Below are 20,523 nucleotides of genomic sequence, written 5' to 3'. Positions count from 1 at the left end.
TTAAGTAGTTAAGGGCTACTAATCCAAATAATTCGTACATAATTTGTTTCCTATTGTTAGTTGATTAACTAGCGGCTACGTTCAGCTACAGTTTGTTCGTTGTTAACGTTTTTAGCGCGAAGAGCGTAATATAAACCGAATAATTCCATAATGTTTCCACCTATTTATTTAACTTAATCTTGAAAGAAAATAACCGCTGCCAAAGGCTTTTTGTTACTAACTTTCTCTTACGGCTTCAATATTATGCGACACGGCGCACATTTAGTATTATTAAATTTACTTTTTATATTGCTAAATTTATTTTTTGGTAATTTAATTACCAAACAACTTCTTTGAAAACACTTTCATTACAGTTTTCTTTCAGCTTGAGCGAAGAATTTTTCACTTATAAGCAGCAAAAAGATCCTAAAGGCCTTACTTGGTACTCTTTTTCCTGCACTTATTTGCACTATGCTAGGGTTTGTTAAACTTTCGAACGAAATTTAACCGCGATAGGTCAACAGACCCTTGGAAAAAGATCGTCTCTCTATAAATAAGGAGCAACAATGCAAGCTATCCAAGCCCAACATCATGGCGACCAACTTAGGCTTAAGCAGATTACCGATTTACAAGCTAACGAAGAGCAGATCCTAATAAAGGTTGAGGCAGCAGGTGTAAATCCGGTTGATACTTATATTGTTGCGGGAACCAACAACTACACGGCCACCTTTCCTCATACTCCAGGAAAAGATGCTGCCGGCACTATTGTGCAATTGGGAGCAAAGGTAAGCGGCTTCAAAATAGGCCAGCGAGTCTATTGTGCAGGCACCTTAAGTGGCGCCAGCGCTGAATTATGTTTAGCCAGCCCACAGCAAGTTCATCCGCTTCCCGACTGTTTAAGCTATGAACAAGGCGCTTGCTTAGGAACACCCTATGCCACTGCTTGGCGGGCATTGTTTATTCGTGCCCATAGCCAATCGGCAGAAACGGTATTAATACATGGCGCGAGCGGCGGCGTAGGTTTAGCGGCAATTCAATTAGCGAAAGCTGCGGGCTGCAGAGTTTTCGCCACCGCAGGCAGCGAAGCTGGCTTGGCCTTATTAAAGCAACAAGGGGCCGATGTGGTTGCCAATCACCACCAAGCGGAGCATTACCAAACGCTGCAACAGGCAGGCAAGGTGGATGTAATTCTTGAAATGCTGGCTAATCAGAACTTGGGAGATGATTTGCCCTTACTAAATAAAGGCGGACGAGTAGTGGTAATAGGCAGCCGTGGTAGCGTTGAAATTAACCCTCGCGACTTAATGGCTCGAGATGCCTGCGTTATGGGCATGGCCCTAGCTAATGCTGACAGCCAACAACTTACTCAAATTCACGCTGCCATTTATGCTGGCGCTACCGCTGGCTTTATTCGCCCAGTCATCAGCCAGAGCTTTAACTTAGCTGACACCACTTTAGCCCATGAAGCAGTTATGCAAGCAGGTGCCACTGGCAATATAGTGGTCAAGGTTGCTAACTAAGTAACGCAGAGGCGCATAACCAAGATAAAAAAAAGCGGCCTAAGCCGCTTTTTTATTACTCGTGATTTACAAATCTTTGGTGCTCTCTAGGTAACCTAAATCAGAAATCAGCGTATAGGCGCGCGCTTTTTCTGTGAAGCTTTGCTGCGACTCGATAATCTCTTTAGCTAATGGATCACGAGCAGCATGTTCCGCTAACAGCTCATCATTGGCTTTTTTCAATGCCACTAATACTTCTTTAGGAAAAGTACGTACTTTAATGTCTGGATACTCTTGCAGCATAGTTGCCCAGTTATTAGTGCTCATTGCAGTGGCTTCTACGTAAATATCAAAGGCAGATGCGCGCATTGCGGTTTCGAGTATCGCCTGTAAATCGGCTGGTAAAGACTCAAACTTCTTTTTGTTCAGAAGAAACATGTTCTCTGAACCTGGCTCATGCCAACCGGTGTAGTAGTAAGGCGCTATTTTGTGAAAGCCCATACGTAAATCAAGCGATGGCCCAACCCACTCCAAGGCATCAATGGTATTGCGCTCAAGTGCGGTATATAACTCAGCCGGTGGAATGTTTACCGGCGTAGCACCCAGCTTGGCTAATACTTCTCCGGCAAAACCAGGAATACGCATTTTTAGATTTTGTAGGTCATCAACGCTGTTTATTTCGTTACGAAACCAGCCACCCATTTGTACACCAGTATTGCCACCTGGGAAGGTTAGCAAGTTATGCGGCTCATACACCTTCGCCATAAGTTCTTTGCCACCACCATAGCTATACCAAGCGTGTTGCTCCATTGCTGTCATGCCAAAAGGCATGGTGGTGAAGAACATGGTGTTGGGCACCTTGCCTTTATAGTAGTAAGAAGCAGAGTGGCCCATGTCATATTGGCCGCTTTTTACCAGATCAAATATGCCCAAAGGGGCTTTATGTTTGTTAGCAGAATCTACCCGAATTTGTAATCGGCCATCTGACATCTGTTCAGCCATTTTGGCAAAACGCTGTACTCCGGTATCCAGCAATGGGAATTTGGTTGGCCAAGACTCTGCCAATTTAAGCTTGTAAACCTTGCCTTCAGCAATGGCATTAATTGAAAAGCAGCTCGCCAACAACGCAGCGAAACAGAGCAATCCTTTTCTCATGATAGGTCCTTATGTGTAGGTAGTTGTTCATTGATTATTATTATGTTGTGTTGCTGAAACCTAATTCGATTTGTGGGTTTCATTAACAGAATAATAACAGAGCCTTAGCCCGACTCATAACAGCATTTAGTGAGTAAACAGAGACTAAAAAGCCTTTCTAAAAAGAAAGGCTTTAAGCGGGGTTTGATTGAAGCTGAAAAGTTAGTTTTTAGCCGATACCTGCTTATACATAAGGGCAGCACATACCGCGCCAATTAGCGGTGCTACCCAAAATAGCCAAAGCTGGCCTAAGGCAATGCCGCCCTCAATAAGCGCTGGTGCGGTGCTTCGTGCCGGGTTAACCGATGTATTCGTCACCGGAATAGAGATGAGGTGAATAAGGGTTAAACCCAGGCCAATAGCAATGGGGGCGAATCCAGCTGGCGCACGCTCATCGGTTGCTCCCAAAATTATGAAAATGAACATAAAAGTCATCACAATTTCACAGACCAAAGCTGCGATTAGTGTATAGCCACCCGGTGAATGCATGTCATAGCCATTACTGGCTAAACCGTGACTGGCTAAATCATAATCACCACTGCCGCTGGCAATTAAATACAGAATAATTGCACCTACAAAACCGCCAAGCAATTGGGCACAAATATAAGGAAACACATCTACTTTAGAAAAACGCCCGGCAACGGTTAAACCAATAGTAACCGCTGGGTTTAAATGGCAACCAGAAATATGGCCAATGGAATAAGCCATGGTAAGCACCGTTAAGCCAAAGGCGATAGACACGCCGACTAAGCCAATCCCCACTTCGGGAAAAGCAGCAGCTAAAACCGCACTGCCACATCCACCTAATACCAACCAAAATGTGCCGATCCCTTCGGCAATTAAACGATTAAACAACGGCATGTTTGCTCTCCTTTTCAAACATTTAGTTAACAATACAAATTGTCTTACAGCAGCCTAACTATAGGTCACAAATTACATCATCACTGATTTTTACTTCAGATAGGTGATTTAGCCTGCTGTACAAGCTTTACAGTTGAGGAGAGCGGTTTAATCAATTCACCTAAAATATCGTATAAATCAGTTTTTACATTCAATAAATACAATGTAATCAGATAATAACTTAGATAAATGGTATGATCGCCGCGTTTTAGTCTGATTAGAGCTTATTGTAGGAGAATTATGTTTAAGCGTTCTTTGTTAGTGGCGAGTCTATTCGCTGTAAGTAGTACCGCAGCCTTAGCGAGTTCAATTAAGTTTGACCTTAATAACGACGTTTTTGAAACTGGCTTTGCAACAGAAATAGCACCTGGCGCAGAGATGTCAGCCAACTATATGTACTCTCGTCCAGAGGGTGATTTAGCAGACTTCGGCATTAAAGCGACCCACCAGCAAGACATTCATAAATTTGCCATTGGCGCTAAATTTACCAAGCTTTGGGCAAACCACCGCGCAAACCCTCATGCCTTCGCGATTGGTGGCGACTACAGCATTGCTATCGCTCAAAACCTAAAAGTATCTGGCAGTGCTTATTATGCGCCGTCGGTATTAACCAGCAGTGAGCTAAATCGTTACTACGATTTAGACGCAAAAATTGCCTACTCGATCATGCCTCAAGCAGATGTTTACCTAGGCTACCGCGCGATTCAGTTCCGTTACACTAACGAACCCGATTTAGATTTTACTAAAGGCCTTTATATTGGTGCCGCCTTTAACTTCTAAAAAGAAAAGCCCTGCTAAGCAGGGCTTTTTATTAGGGATATGTAGTTAAGGAAAGTACTAGCAATCTTATTTAAAAGTACGCTGACGCGTTTTTTCAAGACCTTTCAAAATCTTGTCTAGGCGATCAGGGTGTACCATAAATTCTTGGAAGCCCTTCATACCTGCTTTAGCCATTGCTGGATCAGTATCGCGATCATAAAACTGCGCAGTACCGGATGCCGAACCTAACATTGCCACACCTTTATTTAAGAACTCATTGTCTTCTGCTTTTGCTTTCTTGTTAGGTGGAATTTGTAACAAGGCTTTGTTGATCTTAGTTTGATTCTCAGGACGAGCCATAAACGCTAGGTATTTACGAGCATCTTCTTTGTTTTTGGCTTTAGCTGGAATATGTAAGGTATCCATTGGCGCATCTTCTGCCACACCCACGGTTGGGTCGATAATTGGGAACTGGAAGAAGCCCATTTTATCTTTAATTTCATCTGGGAAGTTAGGAGTAATGAAGTTACCAATTAAGTACATGGCTGCGTCGCCGTTGTACAAGAATGGTTGTGCTTCTTGCCAAGAGTATGATGCGTGGTTCTCTAGGAAGTAACCAGGTTCAATCATCTCTTTCCATTTTTCCATGGTTTTGACAACACGTGGATCGGTGTAAGGCACCTTGCCGTCCATTAACTCCATGTGGAAGTCTAAACCATTCACACGCAAGTTCATGTAGTCGAACCAACCAGCGGCTGTCCATAGGTACTTAGTACCAATAGCGATAGGCGCTACGCCATTCTCTTTAAGAATTTTAGACGCCTCAACTAACTCTTCCCATAAGTAGGGTTCTTCGATGTCATATTTTTCGAAAATGTCTTTGCGGTAGTAAATGCCCCACTGGTAATAGGTGTAAGGAACACCCCATTGCTTACCGTCAATGGTCATTGCTGGCGCTGCCGTTGCAAAGTCTGCAGCCATATCGTTTTGTTGCCAAAGGTCACTCACATCTTCAAACAAGCCCTTATCAACAAAGGCTTTCATACGGTTACCTGCATACCAGTGCACAACATCTGGCGGCGAGGTTACTAGCCAGTTACGAATGGTAGTTTTGTAGGCTTCGTGATCGTACAAGTTGTACTTCACTTTAATGTCTGGGTACTCTTTTTCAAATTCAGCAATGATTTCTGCAAATGCGGCTTTAGGTGCAGGGTCAGAAGCGTCAGAGTTAATAATCAGTTCGCCAGCGTTAGCATAGCCACCAATTAAAGTAGCTAGCGCTAAGGCTTGACCACATTGTTTTAGTTTACTCATCATTTACATTCCTTTAGTTTTGTTGTCCTTGAGCAGGATTTGTTTACTTCCCTCATTATTGCTTGAGGGTGTGTTTAGCCTTTAGTTGCCCCGAGGGTCAACCCAGCAATAAAATGACGTTGCATGGTAAAAAATAGTATGACCGGAGGTAAGGCCGCTACTACCGCGCCAGCTGAGATCAACTGCCATGATGCCAACCACTGACCTTGCAACGCACTGAGACCGGCGGTAACTGGTCGCACTTCATCGCTTTGTACCAGTACCAAGGCCCAGAAAAAATCGTTCCATATAAAGGTAAACACCAGTACCGCTAACGCCGCTGTAGCCGGTTTTACCAATGGCAATACAATGTGCCAAAAAATCTTAAATTCACTTACGCCTTCTACCCGCGCAGACTCAATCAACTCAGTAGGTAAGCCAACAATAAAGTTACGCATGAACAAGGTACAAAACCCTGTTTGAAAGGCCACATGGAATAAAATAAGCGCCCAGTGAGTATCGTATAAACCAAACTGAATGGTTAAATCGCGCACCGGGATCATCAAAATCTGAAACGGCACAAAGTTACCCGCGATAAAGGTAGCAAAGATCCAAATGTTGGCTTTAAAGTTGTATTTAGCCAGGGCAAACCCCGCCATGGTAGACAAGGCTACACAACCCGCTACTGCGGGCAGAGTAATGATTAAGCTATTCATCAGGTACTGGAACATCGGCGTTGAAGTAAATACCTGAGTGTAGTTTTCAATTAACATCCACTCACTTGGCCAGCCCCAGTAATTACCTTGGTTAATATCGTTAAGCGAGCGCACCGAGGTTGCCATTACAGCTAGCAATGGCAGTAGCCACAATACAATCGAAATGGGCAATGCCACACGGTAGCTAATGTTGGTGAAGGCAGACGCCTTTTCTATAGGACGTGGGTACATTATTTCTCACTCCTTATCATCCGCCACAAGAAGTAAGCGATATAGATATCCATAATTAAAAATAGCACTACAGCCACCGCTGCGCCGTAACCCATGCGATAATTGAAAATTGATTCTTCATACATCATGTATGCTAATACTGTTGAGCTGCCCCACGGACCACCCGCGGTCATAGTGGCCACTAAGTCGAATGAACGCAGTGCGCCAATCACGGTTACCACAATGGCAATAAAGGTGGCAGGCCTTAATTGCGGTAATACGATGTACCACAACATTTTCCAGCCCTTGGCATTGTCTAAACGTGCCGCTTCTAGCTGCTCATGATTGAGGTTATTGAGGCCTGTAAGGTACAAGATCATGCAGTAAGCGATTTGCGGCCAAAGCCCGGCGGCGATAATGCCGTAAGTAACTAAGTCTTCGTCGGCTAGAATAGAAACTGGATCGCCACCAAAGAAAGTGATCACACTATTCAAAACACCAAAGCTTGGGTCGTAGAACCAAGAGAACACCAAACCTACAACAACTTGCGAAATAACAAAGGGGAAAAAGAACAAAGCTTTTACCAGGCGAATTCCATAAACCTGCTGGTTAAGAAATAGTGCAATAGCTAAGCCCATGGGCGGCGCCAACATAAACAACACCATCCACATAATGTTGTTGGTTAAGGCTGTCCAAAACTGATCGCTGTCGAACAATTCAACATAGTTACCAAAACCAATAAACGTCTTTTCACCTAGACCATCCCATTCGAAAAAGCTTAGCCAGATACTTTGCAGCACTGGAAAAAGCACATAAATGGAAAAAATGATTAATGCCGGACCCAAAAACATCCAAGGTGCGACATCACTAGCGCGTAATCGTTTACCCGCAGTTAACTCAGAAGCCGAATTTACGGCATTTTCTGGAGATTTATTTGAAGAACTCGACGTCATTCCATGTTCCTTATTTGCCTGCAGGTATCAAACAATATAGCTATAAATAGCGGCTTACCCTTGATACACATCGCATTTCAGCAATTTTGACCACTCTTACGAGCAATCAATTAACTATTGTTATAATCAAACTTAGATCAAAAATTGTGACAAGTAAACGTTTTCACAAGGAGAATGTTAAGGTAAAGTAAGATTTATGATCAACATCATACTTGTTCCGTTGCTAAGATTTAAAAGCGACCAAAGATAGGGATAGAAAATGGCAGATATAAAACTTACCGGCTTAGTGAAACGCTACGCCAAAATTGAAACGATTCACGGCGTTGACTTAGATATTAAACACGGAGAGTTTGTAGTATTTGTTGGGCCCTCGGGCTGCGGTAAGTCTACCCTACTACGTATGATCGCGGGTCTAGAAGATATTTCAGATGGCCAATTAAGCATTGATAATCAAGTGGTTAACAATGTTGACCCAGCTGAGCGCGGCGTCGCAATGGTATTCCAATCTTATGCCCTATACCCACACATGACCGTGGCCGAAAACATGGGTTTTGGCATGAAGATGAATGGCGTAGAGAAAGCCGAAATCGACAAACGCGTGAACCTTGCAGCAAAAACCTTGCAGATGGAAAACTTGTTACAAAGAACCCCAAAAGAACTCTCTGGCGGACAACGTCAACGAGTTGCAATTGGTCGTGCGATCGTTCGTGATCCTCGGGTTTTTCTTTTTGATGAACCTCTTTCTAACCTTGATGCTGAATTGCGGGTGGAAATGCGTTTACAAATCGCCAAGCTGCATAAAGAACTGCAAACCACCATGGTTTATGTAACCCATGACCAAGTAGAAGCAATGACCTTAGCCGACAAAATTGTGGTTTTGCGTGCTGGTAATATTGAGCAAGTAGGTTCACCGCTTGAGCTTTATAACTACCCAGAGAACCTGTTTGTTGCAGGCTTTATCGGCTCACCTAAAATGAACTTCATGCCTTGTAAAGTTCATGCCTTGCAAGGCGACCAAGCCGATATTCAATTGGCCGATGGACAGCACATTAATATTACTGTGCGTGATAATAGTGTCGCAGTTGGGGAAGAACTTAAGCTAGGTATTCGCCCTGAGCACCTGCGCTTAGATGAAACAGGTGAACTCAAACTTAGCTTCAAAAATGAAGTGAGCGAGCGCCTCGGTAATGCGACTTATCTATTTGGCCAACTCGGCGATATTGATGGAATTAAAGTACACGTGAATGGCGACCATCAAGTTGCGCGCTACACCGACATTACGCTGAGCTGCGAACTGTCTGAATGCTACCTGTTCAACCATGCCGATGAAGCGGTTCGCGTTTATAATAAAACGGCTGAGTAAGGCTGTCGACGCTACACACACGTCATCATTTAGACAATTATTGCTTACCAAGCGCCACTTGTAAGCAATAATTGCTCAAACCACTCCGTACATTGCAATATTTGCAAACATTCTCCCCTCTATAGTGCTTACACTTTATCCATATTCATTATCTGAGATAAACACTATGACTTTTCCTCTGCGACTAAGCCACAGTCAGCGCATTAACTAGGCAAGCGCTGGCTGCCAATTGGCCTTACTCACTCTTTTACTCTTATCAAGGATGTCGCAATGTCTCAGTTTAATCACACTAAATACTCTTCGTTTAAGCCCGTTGTCTTAGCAAATCGCCAATGGCCAAATAACAGCATTAATCAAGCCCCCCAGTGGTGTAGCGTAGATTTGCGCGATGGTAACCAAGCGCTAATCGAGCCAATGTCGGTAGAACAAAAGCAACGTTTGTTTGCACTATTAATCAAACTTGGTTTTAAAGAGATTGAAGTGGGCTTTCCGGCAGCTTCCACCACTGACTATGACTTTGTACGCTGGCTAATTGAAACTAATCAAATTCCTGGTGACGTGTCGATTCAGGTATTAACTCAAGCGCGACCAGCCTTGATCTCTCGTACTTTTGAGGCTTTAAAGGGGGCTAAGAATGCCATTGTGCATTTGTACAACTCCACCTCTAAGGTGCAGCGCGATAAGGTATTTAAGTTAGATAAAGCCGGCATTATAGATATTGCCGTGCAAGGCGCTAAAGAGCTGCAAAAACATGCCGACTGTTATCCACAAACCAATTGGCAATTTCAGTATTCTCCCGAGAGTTTTACTGGCACTGAATTAGACTTTGCGGTAGATATTTGCAATGCAGTAGTGGCTGAATGGCGCCCTAAAGCACAACAGAAAATCATCCTTAATTTGCCCGCCACCGTTGAGATGTCGACACCCAATGTATATGCCGACCAAATAGAATGGTTTATTCAGCATATTGCCCATCGCCAAAACATTATTATTAGCCAGCATACTCACAATGACCGAGGTTGTGGCATAGCCGCTGCAGAGCTTGGACAATTGGCTGGAGCCGACCGTGTAGAAGGCACCTTGCTAGGCAATGGCGAACGTACCGGCAATATGGACATTGTTACCATGGCTATGAACCTTTATAGCCAAGGAATCGATCCTAAATTGGATTTAGCCGACATAGACGAAATTGTACAAGTAGTGAAGTTTTGCACCCAATTGCCGGTTCATCCTCGCCACCCTTATGTGGGCGAACTTGTATTTACCGCTTTCTCGGGTAGTCACCAAGACGCGATTAAGAAATGCTTAGATATTCAACAAGCCGATCAACATTGGGATGTAGCCTACTTACCGATAGACCCGGCTGATTTAGGCCGCGATTATCAAGAAGTGATCCGCATTAACAGCCAATCAGGTAAAGGTGGCATCGCCTATATCCTCGATAAGGATTACGGCATCCAATTACCTCGGTGGGCCTTGATTGAATTTAGCGCAATAGTCCAAGCAGATGCAGAGCAAAGTGGCGAAGAGATTGGCCCTGAAAAAATTTGGTCTCTATTCCAAAACCACTATTTGAAGCAACCTCAAGGTTACCAGTTAGCCAATTACCAAGTTAACTACCAAGCACAAGAGCAGATCCAAGTCCTTATTGAGCGCCAGCAACAACGCTGCGATATTCAAGCCATTGGCAACGGCGCTTTAGCCGCATTTGTAGTTGGTTTAGAGGCAGAGTTCGACCAGCAAATTGAAGTACTCGACTATAACGAGCATGCATTAAGTAAAGGTGCGGAAGCAGAAGCGGTGTGTTACATAGAAGCCAAAATTGCCGGTAAACGCTACTTAGGTGTAGCTATTGATAAAGACATATTAACCGCCAGCCTTAAAGCCGTATTGTGTGCGTTTAATCAGCAGCTGATTACTCAAGAGCAAGGCCAAGCTCAACCAGCCTAAACGATAACTCGCGTAGCCGATGCTACGCGAGTGAATTGTTAGTGTTGATGGCCACCTGCACCATGGGCGTGGCCATGAGAAATTTCTTCTTCGCTGGCTGCACGCACTTCCACTAGCTTAATCGCAAAGTCTAAGTGTTTGCCTGCATAGGGGTGATTAGTATCGATAGTGGCCATAAACTTACCCACTTTAATCACTGTAACCTGGCGCGGCCCCTGCTCTGTTTGCACCACTGCTGGCATGCCCGCTTTCCAGTTTTTAGCACCCTGTAAGTGCTTAACAGAAATGCGCTCTACTGCTTCTTCATTACGCACACCGTAGCCATTTTCTGGTGCTAAACTCAGGGCTACTTCAGCGCCGGCCTCTTTACCTTCTAAGCCCTCTTCAATGGCAGGGATCATCGACTTGTGCCCATGTAAATAAGCTACAGCTTCGCCATTAGTGCTCTCTAATAGAGCTCCATCGGTTTCGTGTAAGGTATATTCAAAACGAACCACTGTGTCTTTAGCAACTTTCATAACTATCTCTCAAAATAAACGTTGCCACACTACAACAAAACACAGCAGCTTTGCCAAGCATTATCAGCAAACCTTGCCACTACTTAGTTCGCTGGTCGAGCTCTCAGTCTAAGCACTGCACAATACAACTCTCGGAGGCAGTGGCAAATGCTCCCTTATTAACTTGCTGATTATCACGAAGCCTGGTGGAAACGTTTACATCCAATTCCGATTTAGCCAAGGAATTTCTTCTATTGCGTCGTCTTCTACTGGGTAATAATGACAACTCCATGTCTTTAGCTTGGTAGGCTAACATTGTGTGCTCCCTGCAATTGGTATTTCTAATTATTTTAGAGATGATAGACCAACAGACTAGACCAAGTTTATGACATCTACACCTCGACCTTAGTCTTATTTACTTTTTTCTTGCAAACCTTTTCAAGCACTTACTAACTGATTCATTTTTTACATATCAGTAATAACCGTAAGTCGCTTGCGAGCACTTATGAAACCGTTCATCATTCACTCAATAACGCTGCAATATTAATCAACAAGGAGGTTGAAAATTAGGAGATAGCCGATGAGTATCGACAACGTAGTACCCTACCCGTCCAACCAAACCCCGTCTAATGCATCGCAAGCATTAATGGAACATTTGTTCTCTCTGCGCAGCTTGCCACAACAGCAACACATTGATGAGTTAGCCAGTATAAGCCTAAGCATTCGCTCACTTGATCAACTAAACCAATTAGCCGTACTAAGAGACACCGCAGAGCGCCAACAGCTTTTTGAGCACTTTGAAGCGAGCTCTTGGTTTGTGCAAGAGGGAGGCGATTACTTGTACCGCCCTGAGTTGCTGCGTTCGGCTCCGCTCACCAAAGTGGTACTGCTGCTAAAAGAGACCCTCACCTATCGCAACTGGAATGATTTACTGCGCTTGGCGCACCCACACTATTTATCTCAGTTGCTAGAGCGATTACGCGATTTTTCAGAGTCTAAGCATACGGCTTAAGTAAACCCAATTAGACAGGCCACATAAAGCTTTTGGTATAAAAGCTCGGCTAAGTTGCCACAGCGAACTTGCAGCTGTGGCTTACTGCTTTAAGCAAACTATAAGGCCAAGCAGATCCAACTCAGCTTGACTCGACAATTATCAACTAGAGCGCTTGGCTAATATACTCGGCCAAGCCATCAAAGCCCCCCAAATGCGGCAACAGCTCTATATTTAGGTCTGGGTGTTCGCTAGTGGCTTGCTCGATAATACGTGGCAGATCGTTCACCACATGGGTACCAGCAGCTAAAAAGTGCGGATATAAGGTTATTTGTTTAGCGCCAGCCTGGTAACAACGTTCTATTTGTTGCGGAATAGTAGGCTCAACCAATTCCAAAAAAGCGGCATGTACTTGAGAGTAATGACTTAGCTTTTCAGCCAACTGTTTTGCCAGCTCAACCACTTCTTGATTTGATTGAGGACGGCGGCTTCCGTGTGCCACGACCAATAAGGCTTTCATACACTTCCTAAGAGTTACTAGATTAATTCAATTTAGGCGCTAGCCAATTGAGTAGGTATTGCAGGTATCTTACTGAAAGTGTCTAGAGATGGGAAAGGAGATATTGAAGAAAACCAGCCCTCAGAGTTGAGGGCTAGTTTTAAAGAAACTATTTAACAGCGTCTTTTAATGCTTTACCAGCTACAAAGGCAGGTACATTGGCTGCTGCAATTTGAATCTCAGCGCCAGTCTGAGGATTGCGACCAGTGCGCGCTGCACGATGATTAACTTTGAATGTACCAAAGCCGATTAGCTGAACTTGGTCGCCTTCTTTAAGCGCGTCAGTTACTGCACCTAAAGTTGTTTCTAGTGCTAGTTTAGCTTGAGCTTTAGATAGGTCAGCTTTTTCAGCAATAGCATCAATTAGTTCAGTTTTGTTCATAATGTCTAAATCCTTTATGTTCGTTTTAAATAATCCAGCTTCACTTTAAGAGAAAAAAAAACGCTGCGCAAAGAGTTTTTCTTCTTTAGAGCCTTGTTTGGCGGGGCTTTAACCAATTTATGCGTAAACAGTCACAAAAACACCGTTTAAAAGAGGATTATTCCTTAAGCATTGTCTTCTAAACAGATCCCTAAATTGCTAACACCTTGGTTAACAGCCAGCGTTTTCAAGGCTTGCATAGATGCTTTGCCTAGTTCAAGTTGCTCAATTAGGTCAAGTAATTCACTTTGAAAAGCCAACTCTTGTATCACTAAATCTTGCGCCAAGATCTCTTGTTCTGTTTGTTCTCCAAATTGCAGCTCTAACAAGCTTAAAACACTAGCTAATGAGGTTTGACTAGCTTGTTCAGCTTCTTGACCAGTTGGTTCAAGTAAAGCATTAAATAAGCACTCCACCACCACACAACAATCTAAGGCAGGATAAACGCCATACATGTCGTAACTCTGTGGGTCTGGGATTAAGCTATCAAAGCGCTCACGCTGAGCAGAAAAGTTAATTTTGGTTTTAGGATGAAGGGCGCTTTCCCAAAATAGACTGAGTAATTTGTTAAAGTCACTGTCGTGTTCCAGCTCTACAGCTTGGCAAAACAATAAGTAGTTTGGCGCCATGCGTTGGCATAAAGCTAAACAATAAAGTGATTGTTGCTTACTACTTAACTGGGCTAAACGGTCGATATCACAAGGGGTAAGCATGGTTTGCTCCGCACTCAATAAAACGATTAAGATAATCAGGGCTAATTTGCTATGCAGCTTAACACCAGCACGCTTGCTTAGCGAAGTTTAGTCTTATTCAACCACAAGGTGCCATATGCAAATTACCATTGTAACTCCTCAAGCTCAGCGGTATGTCGAGGCTTTAAGCCCGTGTTTCCCTCAATGCCAATGGTTTTATGCCGAAGATGCGCACAGCCTAAAACAGGTGGGTTTGGCAAGTGAAGTTCTATTAGCCACACCTAGCGAAGCTGCTAAAATTATTTCGCAGATGACAAACTTGCGGTGGTTACACTCTAGCTTTGCCGGAGTCGACGCGCTATTACAAGCTCACCTGCCTAAGCACTACTTGCTTACAAATAGCCGTGGTGTATTTGGCCCTTTGATGAGCGAATATGTATTTTCTTACTTACTTGCCCACGTTCAGCTGCACCCCGTTTACCAAACACAACAGCAGCAATGCTTATGGCAGCCGCAATCTAGCCAAGGCTTGCAAGGAGAAACATTTTGCTGTGTAGGCAGCGGCAATATTAGCCAGCACCTTGCTCGCACCGCCGCTCATTTTGGTATGCGCCCAGTAGCCTTAAGTTATAGCGGTAAAGCTAAAGCGCCTTTTGCCCAAGTCGCTAACTTTAAGCAGCACCAACAGCTATGTCCCAGTGCCAAAGCGGTGGTAGCCGTATTGCCCAATACGCCTAAGACACGAGGTTTATTAAACGCTGAATTTTTTGCCAGCTTAGCCGACGACGTAGTGTTTTTTAATGTTGGCCGTGGCGACACCTTAGACCAAGATGCCTTACTTAACTTTTTACAGGCTAAGCCCACAGCTAAAGCCATTTTAGATGTTACTAGCCCAGAACCTTTGCCAAGTAACCATCCTCTTTGGTCGCAAACTAACTGTACTATTACCCCTCATATTGCAGCGCCAAGTCGAGTGAGCGATATCATCGAACTGTTTGCGAGTAAATTGCAGCACTATTTAGCAGGGGAAGAGTTAAGCGATAGAGTCGATTTTGCAAAGGGGTATTAGTGAGAAGGATTATTTAGGCAGCGAAAGGTCCGCTGCCTCACGACGCTTTAAGAGTCACCTTCAAAGGCAATTTGTTTTTCTAAATCAAAAGCCGCAAAAGCACGGTCTCCTAGAGAGTTAAGTACTTTCACCTCGCCATCGAGAATGGCGATAATTATCTTACCTACTTTGTCTTCATTAGGAATAATCACTCGGCCTTTGCTACTTTGGTTTAGCCCCGACAATACCTGTTGTTGTAACAACAGCGGGTTATCCTCATCGTAATAAAGCATGGTTACTTTCATAGTAGGTTCCTAACGCTTAGCCATTCACATAACAATAGCAACAAATTAACCAACAAATAGCAACTTTGACCTAGCCAAAGCTCTGCTTTCTGTGTACCAAGTGGCGGACGCTATTCAACAATTACCTTTAAAAACAGCTTGTTCAAAACGTCATCCCTTAATTAACATTAGCATAGCTTCTGTTTAGTGGTTAATGATGGTTTTGCATTTAAGCATAGCTTATAGTCGCATCTAAGGTTAAATGAAGAGAGAAATTATGGCGTATAAAGAATACAAAGTTTTAGCAATTACCGAGGGCGCCCTAGGCACCTTATTTTTGGGAGCTTCCGGCATGCCTCTACAAAAAGTAGAAGCCACACTGAATAAAGAAGCGGCCAATGGTTGGCAGTTAGTATTCCAAGTTATCGAGAATCGTCGTTTTTGGCTCTTTTGGAGCCGCGAGACGGTGATTGTCACTTTAGGACGCTAAACATGTTAAACCGCGAGCAGGTCGAGCAACAGCAAGAGCAATTGCGAGAGCAAATTGCTCTGTTGCCTCAAGAGCAACGCAAGCGTTTTTATCAGCGCTGGCAAAATCAGGTTAAAGATCCCGACAGTTACGCAGTGCTTAACTACCTGTTATTGGCTGGCTTGCATCATTTTTATTTGGGGAAATGGCTACGTGGTGCGGTTAATTTACTGATATCAATACTTGCAATACTACTGGTAGTTTTAGGCGCAGGGCTGCTTGGTTTAGGCTTATTAGTGGCAATTACAATAGTAGAACTGCCTGCTCTATTTCGCTCCGAATTAGTGGTGCTAGATTATAACAACCAACAAATGCAGCAATTATTAGAGCAGGTTAAATCGGCTTAATCTTTTGGCCCTTTAACTAACCACAGTAAAAAGCCTGCCAATGGCAGCAAGCAAATCAAAAATACCCACAAATACTTACGCCCTACTTCAGCGCTACTTTTTATGATTTTTACGATGGCAAATACATCACACACCAAAATGGTGATAGCTAACAGTAACGACATGCATACTCCTTGTTGAAATCGGGCTTATTCTAAATCAATTTGACGGCGTAAGTTGAAAAGAATTTGCTTACGTTGCTGGGCTGCTTGGTCGTCAGGTTGCATGCTCAGCTTTTGAGTCACCATCTCCAGCTCAAAATACAGCCAACTTCTTACAAAAACGCCATATCGTGTATCTAAGCCAAAAGCGATTAAACGTGCATAATCTTGCTCCGGTGGCTCTTGATAAAGCCCCTCTCGAGACTCCACCAGCACTTCACCTAAATACTCTTGAGATACTCCATTACAAGCATAAGTAGAATATATACTGCTAAAGAAAATCAGGATGCCTAATATCAGTGGTTTCAAAAGTACACTCCTATTCTGTGAGCAATTTAATGGCCATCACTAGCAACAACAGCGCAAAGGCTTGTTTTAGTCGTCGCGCGGGCAAACGGTAAGCCAAACGGCTGCCTAAGCGAGCAAAAATAGAGCTAGTTAATACTATGCCGCACCACGCAGGCAAATACACATAACCTAGGCTCCAACTTGGTAGCTCAGCAACATGCCAACCGTTGTAGATATAAGAAATAGTACCTACCAGCGCAATCGGTAGCCCACACACGGCAGAAATAGCCACAGCTTTTGGCGCTGGCACACCAAACCAACTAAGGCTAGGGAAAGTAATGGTGCCACCGCCAATTCCAAACATTGCCGAAATACTTCCAACCAGCGTACCCAGCAGCCCCGTGCCAACCGGCCCTGGTAAGCTTCTCTGCGCCTTGGGAGTTCTGCCAAACGCCATGTATGCGGCCATAAACAATAAGAAGGCTGCAAAGTAAGCACTTAAGTGATCAGCGTGTAATTGCGTGGCCACCCAAGCACCAACCATTGAGCCAACAATCAGTCCAATGCCTAAGCGATTAACCACTTGCCAGTCAATAGAACCTCTGCAGTAATGGGCATAGCTGGCGCTACTAGCGGTAACAATAATAGAAGCTAAAGATGTGCCAATGGCGAGATGAATAGCGGAATCACTGGCAAAGCCCATGGCGCCAAAGCTACCAATTAACACCGGCACAATGACAAGACCGCCACCAATACCAAACAGTCCCGACATCAAACCGGCCACTGCGCCAATGAGCAGAAAGCTTAAAAACATCACAACAATAACAGCGCTACTTTTTAGTTAATGCGCTCAGTCTGCGTTATGCGTAAAGGTTGCGCAAGATTTTCTGTATCAGCATGGGAAAAATGCGAAGAAATATAGGGGTGTACGCTGGACTCACCTACGCTTTTTAACTTGTAGGTGACAACAACTATCAGCATCAATACAACAACAATGCCTATTTGTAATGGGGATTTCATAACATCAAGCTCTCTGTTACGGGTATAAACGAACTTCATCCGTAAAGAGTTCTAAGGCACTCACTATAGCAAAAACATTTACAATAGCGAGCGCTTTTCAGTTCAATAACTAAACATGGCGCTTATATGTGTTATTTAACTTCGTAATATGTGGTGGTAACCACATATTAATCTATTTATGGTATTGAGCACTAAACTCATGAACAGCATCAATAAATGCCCCAGCATGCTCTGGATTTACATCTGGGTGAATGCCGTGGCCTAAGTTAAACACATGGCCGTTGCCTTCACCAAAGCCCGCCAAAATAGTTTGTACTTCTTCGCGGATCCGCTCTACCGGTGCATACAACATAGAAGGATCCATATTGCCTTGCAGGGCAACCTTGTCGCCAACGCGCTTTTTAGCATCGGCAATATTAATGGTCCAATCTAAGCCAACTGCATCACAACCGGTAGCGGCGATTTGCTCTAACCATTGGCCGCCATTTTTAGTAAACAAAGTCACAGGCACAGCTTGGCCATTGACACTGCGGGTTAAACCATTAACGATCTTATGCATGTATTGCAACGAGAACTCATTGTAATCGCGTGGCGACAACACTCCGCCCCATGTATCAAATACCATCACCGATTGCGCACCAGCAGCGATTTGAGCATTCAGATACAGAATTACCGAGTCGGCCAGTTTATCTAACAACATGTGCAGGGTTTTTGGCTCACTAAAGGCCATTTTTTTAATACCGGCAAAGGATTTGGTTGTGCCGCCCTCAACCATATAGGTGGCCAAAGTCCACGGGCTGCCAGAGAAGCCGATCAAAGGCACTTCACCTTTTAGCTCACGCTTAATGGTGCGAACCGCATTCATTACGTAACCCAGCTCTTGCTCAGGATCTGGCACACCTAAAGCCTCAACCTGGGCTTTGCTGGTGACTGGGCGTTCAAACTTAGGGCCTTCTCCAGTAGAGAAGTACAAACCTAAGCCCATGGCATCGGGAATAGTAAGAATGTCTGAAAACAAAATAGCGGCATCAAGATCAAAACGACGCAATGGCTGCAAAGTAACTTCACAAGCCAAATCAGCGTCGCGGCATACCGACATAAAATCACCAGCGCCAGCGCGAACCTCGCGATACTCTGGTAAATAGCGCCCAGCTTGACGCATCATCCAAACTGGCGTCACATCAACTGGCTGCTTTAACAGTGCACGCAAATAGCGATCGTTTTTGAGTTCCGACATACCTTTCCCAATTATCTGAAATTTTAGCTAGAGCATTGTAACTAGCTGCCTTAACAACTCAAGCCTTTAGCACTAGCAATGGGCAATTCTGTACCCGATTATCACTTATTGTGGCTAACTTGCTCTGTCCAATGGTCAATCATTTCGCGGGCAATGGTGCCTGGTGGAGGTAAATGCGGCAATTGGCTAACATCAAACCATTGAGCATCGGCCAGTTCTCGGCGATCGATGTGAATGTCACCGCTTTCATATTCAGCAAAATAAGCAGCCATTATCGAGTGCGGAAAAGCCCAAGGTTGGCTTTTCCAATAGCGCAAATTTTTTATACGCAATCCGGTTTCTTCACTCACTTCGCGATGAACTGTATGCTCCAGCGTTTCGCCGGCTTCTACAAAACCGGCAATAGCAGTATAGATGGGATGTTCTTGTTTTTGATGACGACGATGATTAGCCAGCAATACCTTAGAGCCGCGGCTAATCAACACAATAATGCTCGGTGAAATGCGCGGGTAGGCACGAAAACCACATTGTTGGCATTGCATCGCCAACTCCCAGTCCACTCTTTGCAGAGCCTCGCCGCAACTGCCACAAAAGCGGTGGGTTTTTAGAAACAAAGCAAACTGCTGTGCCTTGCCCACCAAATCAAATAACTGACTATTTAGCACCGCCATACTGGCGCGCAGCTCTATCCACTCGCCCATGCCTAAATCAATCGGCTCGGCAAGCTCTAGGCGCAAACAAGCTTCACCTTGATAGTGAGAAAAGCGTTCTACTTGGGAAAAATCCAACTCTGGCAAAGGCAGATCGTCAACATCGCCATAGGGGATCCGTTCCCCTTGAGGAATAACGAGTATTTGGTTACCACAGGTGAAAAACCACCAGCCAAATTGCTTATTCACGGTTCGTCCTTTTCTATCGTGCGCTTGCTCAATTAGCGAATAATGACCAAGCTTACACTACATAACAAGCTTTTACCGACTGACAAATGTTTAGCTACGCCGCACTTAAACTAAATATCGGTTGACGAGAGCCGCGATTTTATTTAGTTATAGTTACATAAATTAGGGAACTAGGAGCAAGAGCGATGCTAAGCAAACTAGAACAAGCTCAAGCCAAATGGGGAGGCGCCAGTCAAGTTATTGATGCTTGGCTAGATGCCAGAAAACAGTTACTCATCGCTTATTGTGAATTGGCAGGGCTGCCACCTTACGACAGTGACGAACGCTCACTACCCGCACTATCTCAAATAACTCAGTTTTGCCAACAGCTGGTTGATTATGCCTCCACCGGCCATTTCGAAATCTACGAGCAAATTGTTAGTGAATGCGCCAATGACGGGGACACACTACCTGGCGAGAAGCTGCTCCCACAAATTACCGAAACCACCGACACAGCCTTAGCCTTTAATGACAAATACGCCGAAGTAAATGAAGATTTAGAGCTTGGCAGCTTTGATAAAGATTTGTCGCTACTTGGTCAAGAAATGGAAGTGCGCTTTGCCATTGAAGATGAGTTACTGGATCACCTTTACCAACACAGTCAACAAAGCGAAGCCGCTGAATAATTTCTAAGGCCTACGATAGCCCTTAGTTAT

At 44.2% G+C, this 20,523-nt stretch carries 25 protein-coding genes; 9 read left to right on the top strand and 16 right to left on the bottom strand.

The window, feature by feature from the left end:
• Positions 1-545: 545 nt before the first annotated feature.
• Positions 546-1,499 (top strand): NADPH:quinone reductase, encoded by a 954-nt coding sequence (locus tag K5609_RS02380; RefSeq protein ID WP_221075795.1) that lies wholly within the window; start codon positions 546-548, stop codon positions 1,497-1,499.
• Between the two features lie 66 nt (positions 1,500-1,565).
• On the opposite strand, the gene K5609_RS02375 is transcribed toward K5609_RS02380, so the two are convergent.
• Both K5609_RS02375 and aqpZ read right to left on the bottom strand, forming a co-directional pair.
• Positions 1,566-2,633, bottom strand: coding sequence for a TRAP transporter substrate-binding protein (locus K5609_RS02375; RefSeq protein ID WP_221075794.1), 1,068 nt, complete (start codon positions 2,631-2,633; stop codon positions 1,566-1,568).
• A 201-nt stretch (positions 2,634-2,834) separates the two neighbouring features.
• Complete coding sequence (gene aqpZ / locus K5609_RS02370) at positions 2,835-3,533, bottom strand: aquaporin Z (RefSeq protein WP_221075793.1); 699 nt, start codon at positions 3,531-3,533, stop codon at positions 2,835-2,837.
• Positions 3,534-3,812: 279 nt separating this feature from the next.
• On the opposite strand from aqpZ, the gene K5609_RS02365 reads away from it, so the two are divergent.
• Positions 3,813-4,352: a YfaZ family outer membrane protein gene (locus K5609_RS02365; RefSeq protein ID WP_221075792.1), complete on the top strand. Its 540-nt coding sequence runs from the start codon at positions 3,813-3,815 to the stop codon at positions 4,350-4,352.
• Positions 4,353-4,418: 66 nt separating this feature from the next.
• Here the strand turns inward: K5609_RS02365 and K5609_RS02360 are convergent, their stop codons facing one another.
• The 3 genes from K5609_RS02360 to K5609_RS02350 all read right to left on the bottom strand — a co-directional run bounded on the left by K5609_RS02360 (position 4,419) and on the right by K5609_RS02350 (position 7,503).
• The gene (locus K5609_RS02360; protein ID WP_221075791.1) at positions 4,419-5,648 is read right to left on the bottom strand and encodes an ABC transporter substrate-binding protein; all 1,230 of its coding nucleotides are present in this window, start codon (positions 5,646-5,648) and stop codon (positions 4,419-4,421) included.
• Positions 5,649-5,719: 71 nt separating this feature from the next.
• Positions 5,720-6,571 carry a carbohydrate ABC transporter permease gene (locus tag K5609_RS02355; RefSeq protein ID WP_016402097.1) on the bottom strand — a complete coding sequence of 284 codons (852 nt, stop codon included), beginning with the start codon at positions 6,569-6,571 and terminating at the stop codon, positions 5,720-5,722.
• Positions 6,571-7,503 carry a carbohydrate ABC transporter permease gene (locus tag K5609_RS02350; protein WP_221075790.1) on the bottom strand — a complete coding sequence of 311 codons (933 nt, stop codon included), beginning with the start codon at positions 7,501-7,503 and terminating at the stop codon, positions 6,571-6,573. The genes K5609_RS02355 and K5609_RS02350 overlap by 1 nt, the downstream gene beginning before the upstream one ends.
• 259 nt (positions 7,504-7,762) lie before the next feature.
• Between K5609_RS02350 and K5609_RS02345 the strand changes: the two genes are divergently transcribed.
• Together K5609_RS02345 and leuA are read left to right on the top strand one after the other, a co-directional pair.
• The gene (locus K5609_RS02345; RefSeq protein WP_221075789.1) at positions 7,763-8,866 is read left to right on the top strand and encodes an ABC transporter ATP-binding protein; all 1,104 of its coding nucleotides are present in this window, start codon (positions 7,763-7,765) and stop codon (positions 8,864-8,866) included.
• A gap of 270 nt (positions 8,867-9,136) precedes the next feature.
• On the top strand, positions 9,137-10,816 hold the full coding sequence (leuA, locus tag K5609_RS02340) for a 2-isopropylmalate synthase (RefSeq protein ID WP_221075788.1): 1,680 nt from the start codon (positions 9,137-9,139) through the stop codon (positions 10,814-10,816).
• Between the two features lie 38 nt (positions 10,817-10,854).
• On the opposite strand, the gene K5609_RS02335 is transcribed toward leuA, so the two are convergent.
• On the bottom strand, positions 10,855-11,334 hold the full coding sequence (locus tag K5609_RS02335; protein ID WP_221075787.1) for an FKBP-type peptidyl-prolyl cis-trans isomerase: 480 nt from the start codon (positions 11,332-11,334) through the stop codon (positions 10,855-10,857).
• A 559-nt stretch (positions 11,335-11,893) separates the two neighbouring features.
• Here K5609_RS02335 and K5609_RS02330 point away from each other — a divergent pair.
• On the top strand, positions 11,894-12,325 hold the full coding sequence (locus tag K5609_RS02330) for a hypothetical protein (protein ID WP_221075786.1): 432 nt from the start codon (positions 11,894-11,896) through the stop codon (positions 12,323-12,325).
• Between the two features lie 145 nt (positions 12,326-12,470).
• On the opposite strand, the gene K5609_RS02325 is transcribed toward K5609_RS02330, so the two are convergent.
• The 3 genes from K5609_RS02325 to K5609_RS02315 form a co-directional block, all read right to left on the bottom strand.
• Positions 12,471-12,824: a sirohydrochlorin chelatase gene (locus tag K5609_RS02325; RefSeq protein WP_221075785.1), complete on the bottom strand. Its 354-nt coding sequence runs from the start codon at positions 12,822-12,824 to the stop codon at positions 12,471-12,473.
• A 148-nt stretch (positions 12,825-12,972) separates the two neighbouring features.
• Positions 12,973-13,245, bottom strand: coding sequence for a nucleoid-associated protein HU-alpha (gene hupA, locus K5609_RS02320; RefSeq protein WP_016402104.1), 273 nt, complete (start codon positions 13,243-13,245; stop codon positions 12,973-12,975).
• 164 nt (positions 13,246-13,409) lie between these two features.
• Entirely contained in the window at positions 13,410-13,997 is a 588-nt protein-coding gene (locus K5609_RS02315; protein WP_221075784.1) for a YjaG family protein, read from the bottom strand.
• 115 nt (positions 13,998-14,112) lie between these two features.
• Here K5609_RS02315 and K5609_RS02310 point away from each other — a divergent pair, with 115 nt between their 5' ends.
• Entirely contained in the window at positions 14,113-15,045 is a 933-nt protein-coding gene (locus K5609_RS02310) for a D-2-hydroxyacid dehydrogenase (RefSeq protein ID WP_221075783.1), read from the top strand.
• 47 nt (positions 15,046-15,092) lie between these two features.
• On the opposite strand, the gene K5609_RS02305 is transcribed toward K5609_RS02310, so the two are convergent.
• A complete protein-coding gene (locus tag K5609_RS02305; RefSeq protein WP_221075782.1) occupies positions 15,093-15,329 on the bottom strand; it encodes a TIGR02922 family protein in 237 nt (78 codons plus the stop codon).
• A gap of 241 nt (positions 15,330-15,570) precedes the next feature.
• Here K5609_RS02305 and K5609_RS02300 point away from each other — a divergent pair, with 241 nt between their 5' ends.
• Both K5609_RS02300 and K5609_RS02295 read left to right on the top strand, forming a co-directional pair.
• Positions 15,571-15,798, top strand: coding sequence for a DUF4177 domain-containing protein (locus tag K5609_RS02300; RefSeq protein ID WP_425514832.1), 228 nt, complete (start codon positions 15,571-15,573; stop codon positions 15,796-15,798).
• Between the two features lie 2 nt (positions 15,799-15,800).
• Positions 15,801-16,184, top strand: coding sequence for a TM2 domain-containing protein (locus tag K5609_RS02295; protein WP_221075781.1), 384 nt, complete (start codon positions 15,801-15,803; stop codon positions 16,182-16,184).
• Here the strand turns inward: K5609_RS02295 and K5609_RS02290 are convergent.
• The 6 genes from K5609_RS02290 to nudC all read right to left on the bottom strand — a co-directional run bounded on the left by K5609_RS02290 (position 16,181) and on the right by nudC (position 19,828).
• A complete protein-coding gene (locus tag K5609_RS02290) occupies positions 16,181-16,348 on the bottom strand; it encodes a PLDc N-terminal domain-containing protein (RefSeq protein WP_016402110.1) in 168 nt (55 codons plus the stop codon). The two genes, K5609_RS02295 and K5609_RS02290, sit on opposite strands and share 4 nt — an antisense overlap.
• A gap of 24 nt (positions 16,349-16,372) precedes the next feature.
• Positions 16,373-16,693: a hypothetical protein gene (locus K5609_RS02285; protein ID WP_221075780.1), complete on the bottom strand. Its 321-nt coding sequence runs from the start codon at positions 16,691-16,693 to the stop codon at positions 16,373-16,375.
• A gap of 10 nt (positions 16,694-16,703) precedes the next feature.
• A complete protein-coding gene (locus tag K5609_RS02280) occupies positions 16,704-17,486 on the bottom strand; it encodes a sulfite exporter TauE/SafE family protein (RefSeq protein WP_221077191.1) in 783 nt (260 codons plus the stop codon).
• A 23-nt stretch (positions 17,487-17,509) separates the two neighbouring features.
• Entirely contained in the window at positions 17,510-17,692 is a 183-nt protein-coding gene (locus K5609_RS02275; protein ID WP_221075779.1) for a hypothetical protein, read from the bottom strand.
• A gap of 172 nt (positions 17,693-17,864) precedes the next feature.
• Positions 17,865-18,929, bottom strand: coding sequence for a uroporphyrinogen decarboxylase (gene hemE, locus K5609_RS02270; protein ID WP_221075778.1), 1,065 nt, complete (start codon positions 18,927-18,929; stop codon positions 17,865-17,867).
• Positions 18,930-19,030: 101 nt separating this feature from the next.
• Positions 19,031-19,828, bottom strand: coding sequence for an NAD(+) diphosphatase (gene nudC / locus K5609_RS02265; protein WP_221075777.1), 798 nt, complete (start codon positions 19,826-19,828; stop codon positions 19,031-19,033).
• A 185-nt stretch (positions 19,829-20,013) separates the two neighbouring features.
• Between nudC and rsd the strand changes: the two genes are divergently transcribed.
• Positions 20,014-20,493 carry a sigma D regulator gene (gene rsd / locus K5609_RS02260; RefSeq protein ID WP_163134654.1) on the top strand — a complete coding sequence of 160 codons (480 nt, stop codon included), beginning with the start codon at positions 20,014-20,016 and terminating at the stop codon, positions 20,491-20,493.
• Positions 20,494-20,523: the final 30 nt, after the last annotated feature.

Origin of the sequence: Agarivorans aestuarii, from assembly GCF_019670125.1 — a bacterium.
GTDB lineage: Bacteria > Pseudomonadota > Gammaproteobacteria > Enterobacterales > Celerinatantimonadaceae > Agarivorans > Agarivorans aestuarii.
The sequence above is the reverse complement of the archived record's forward strand: the minus strand, read 5'-3'. Positions and strand labels throughout refer to the sequence as shown.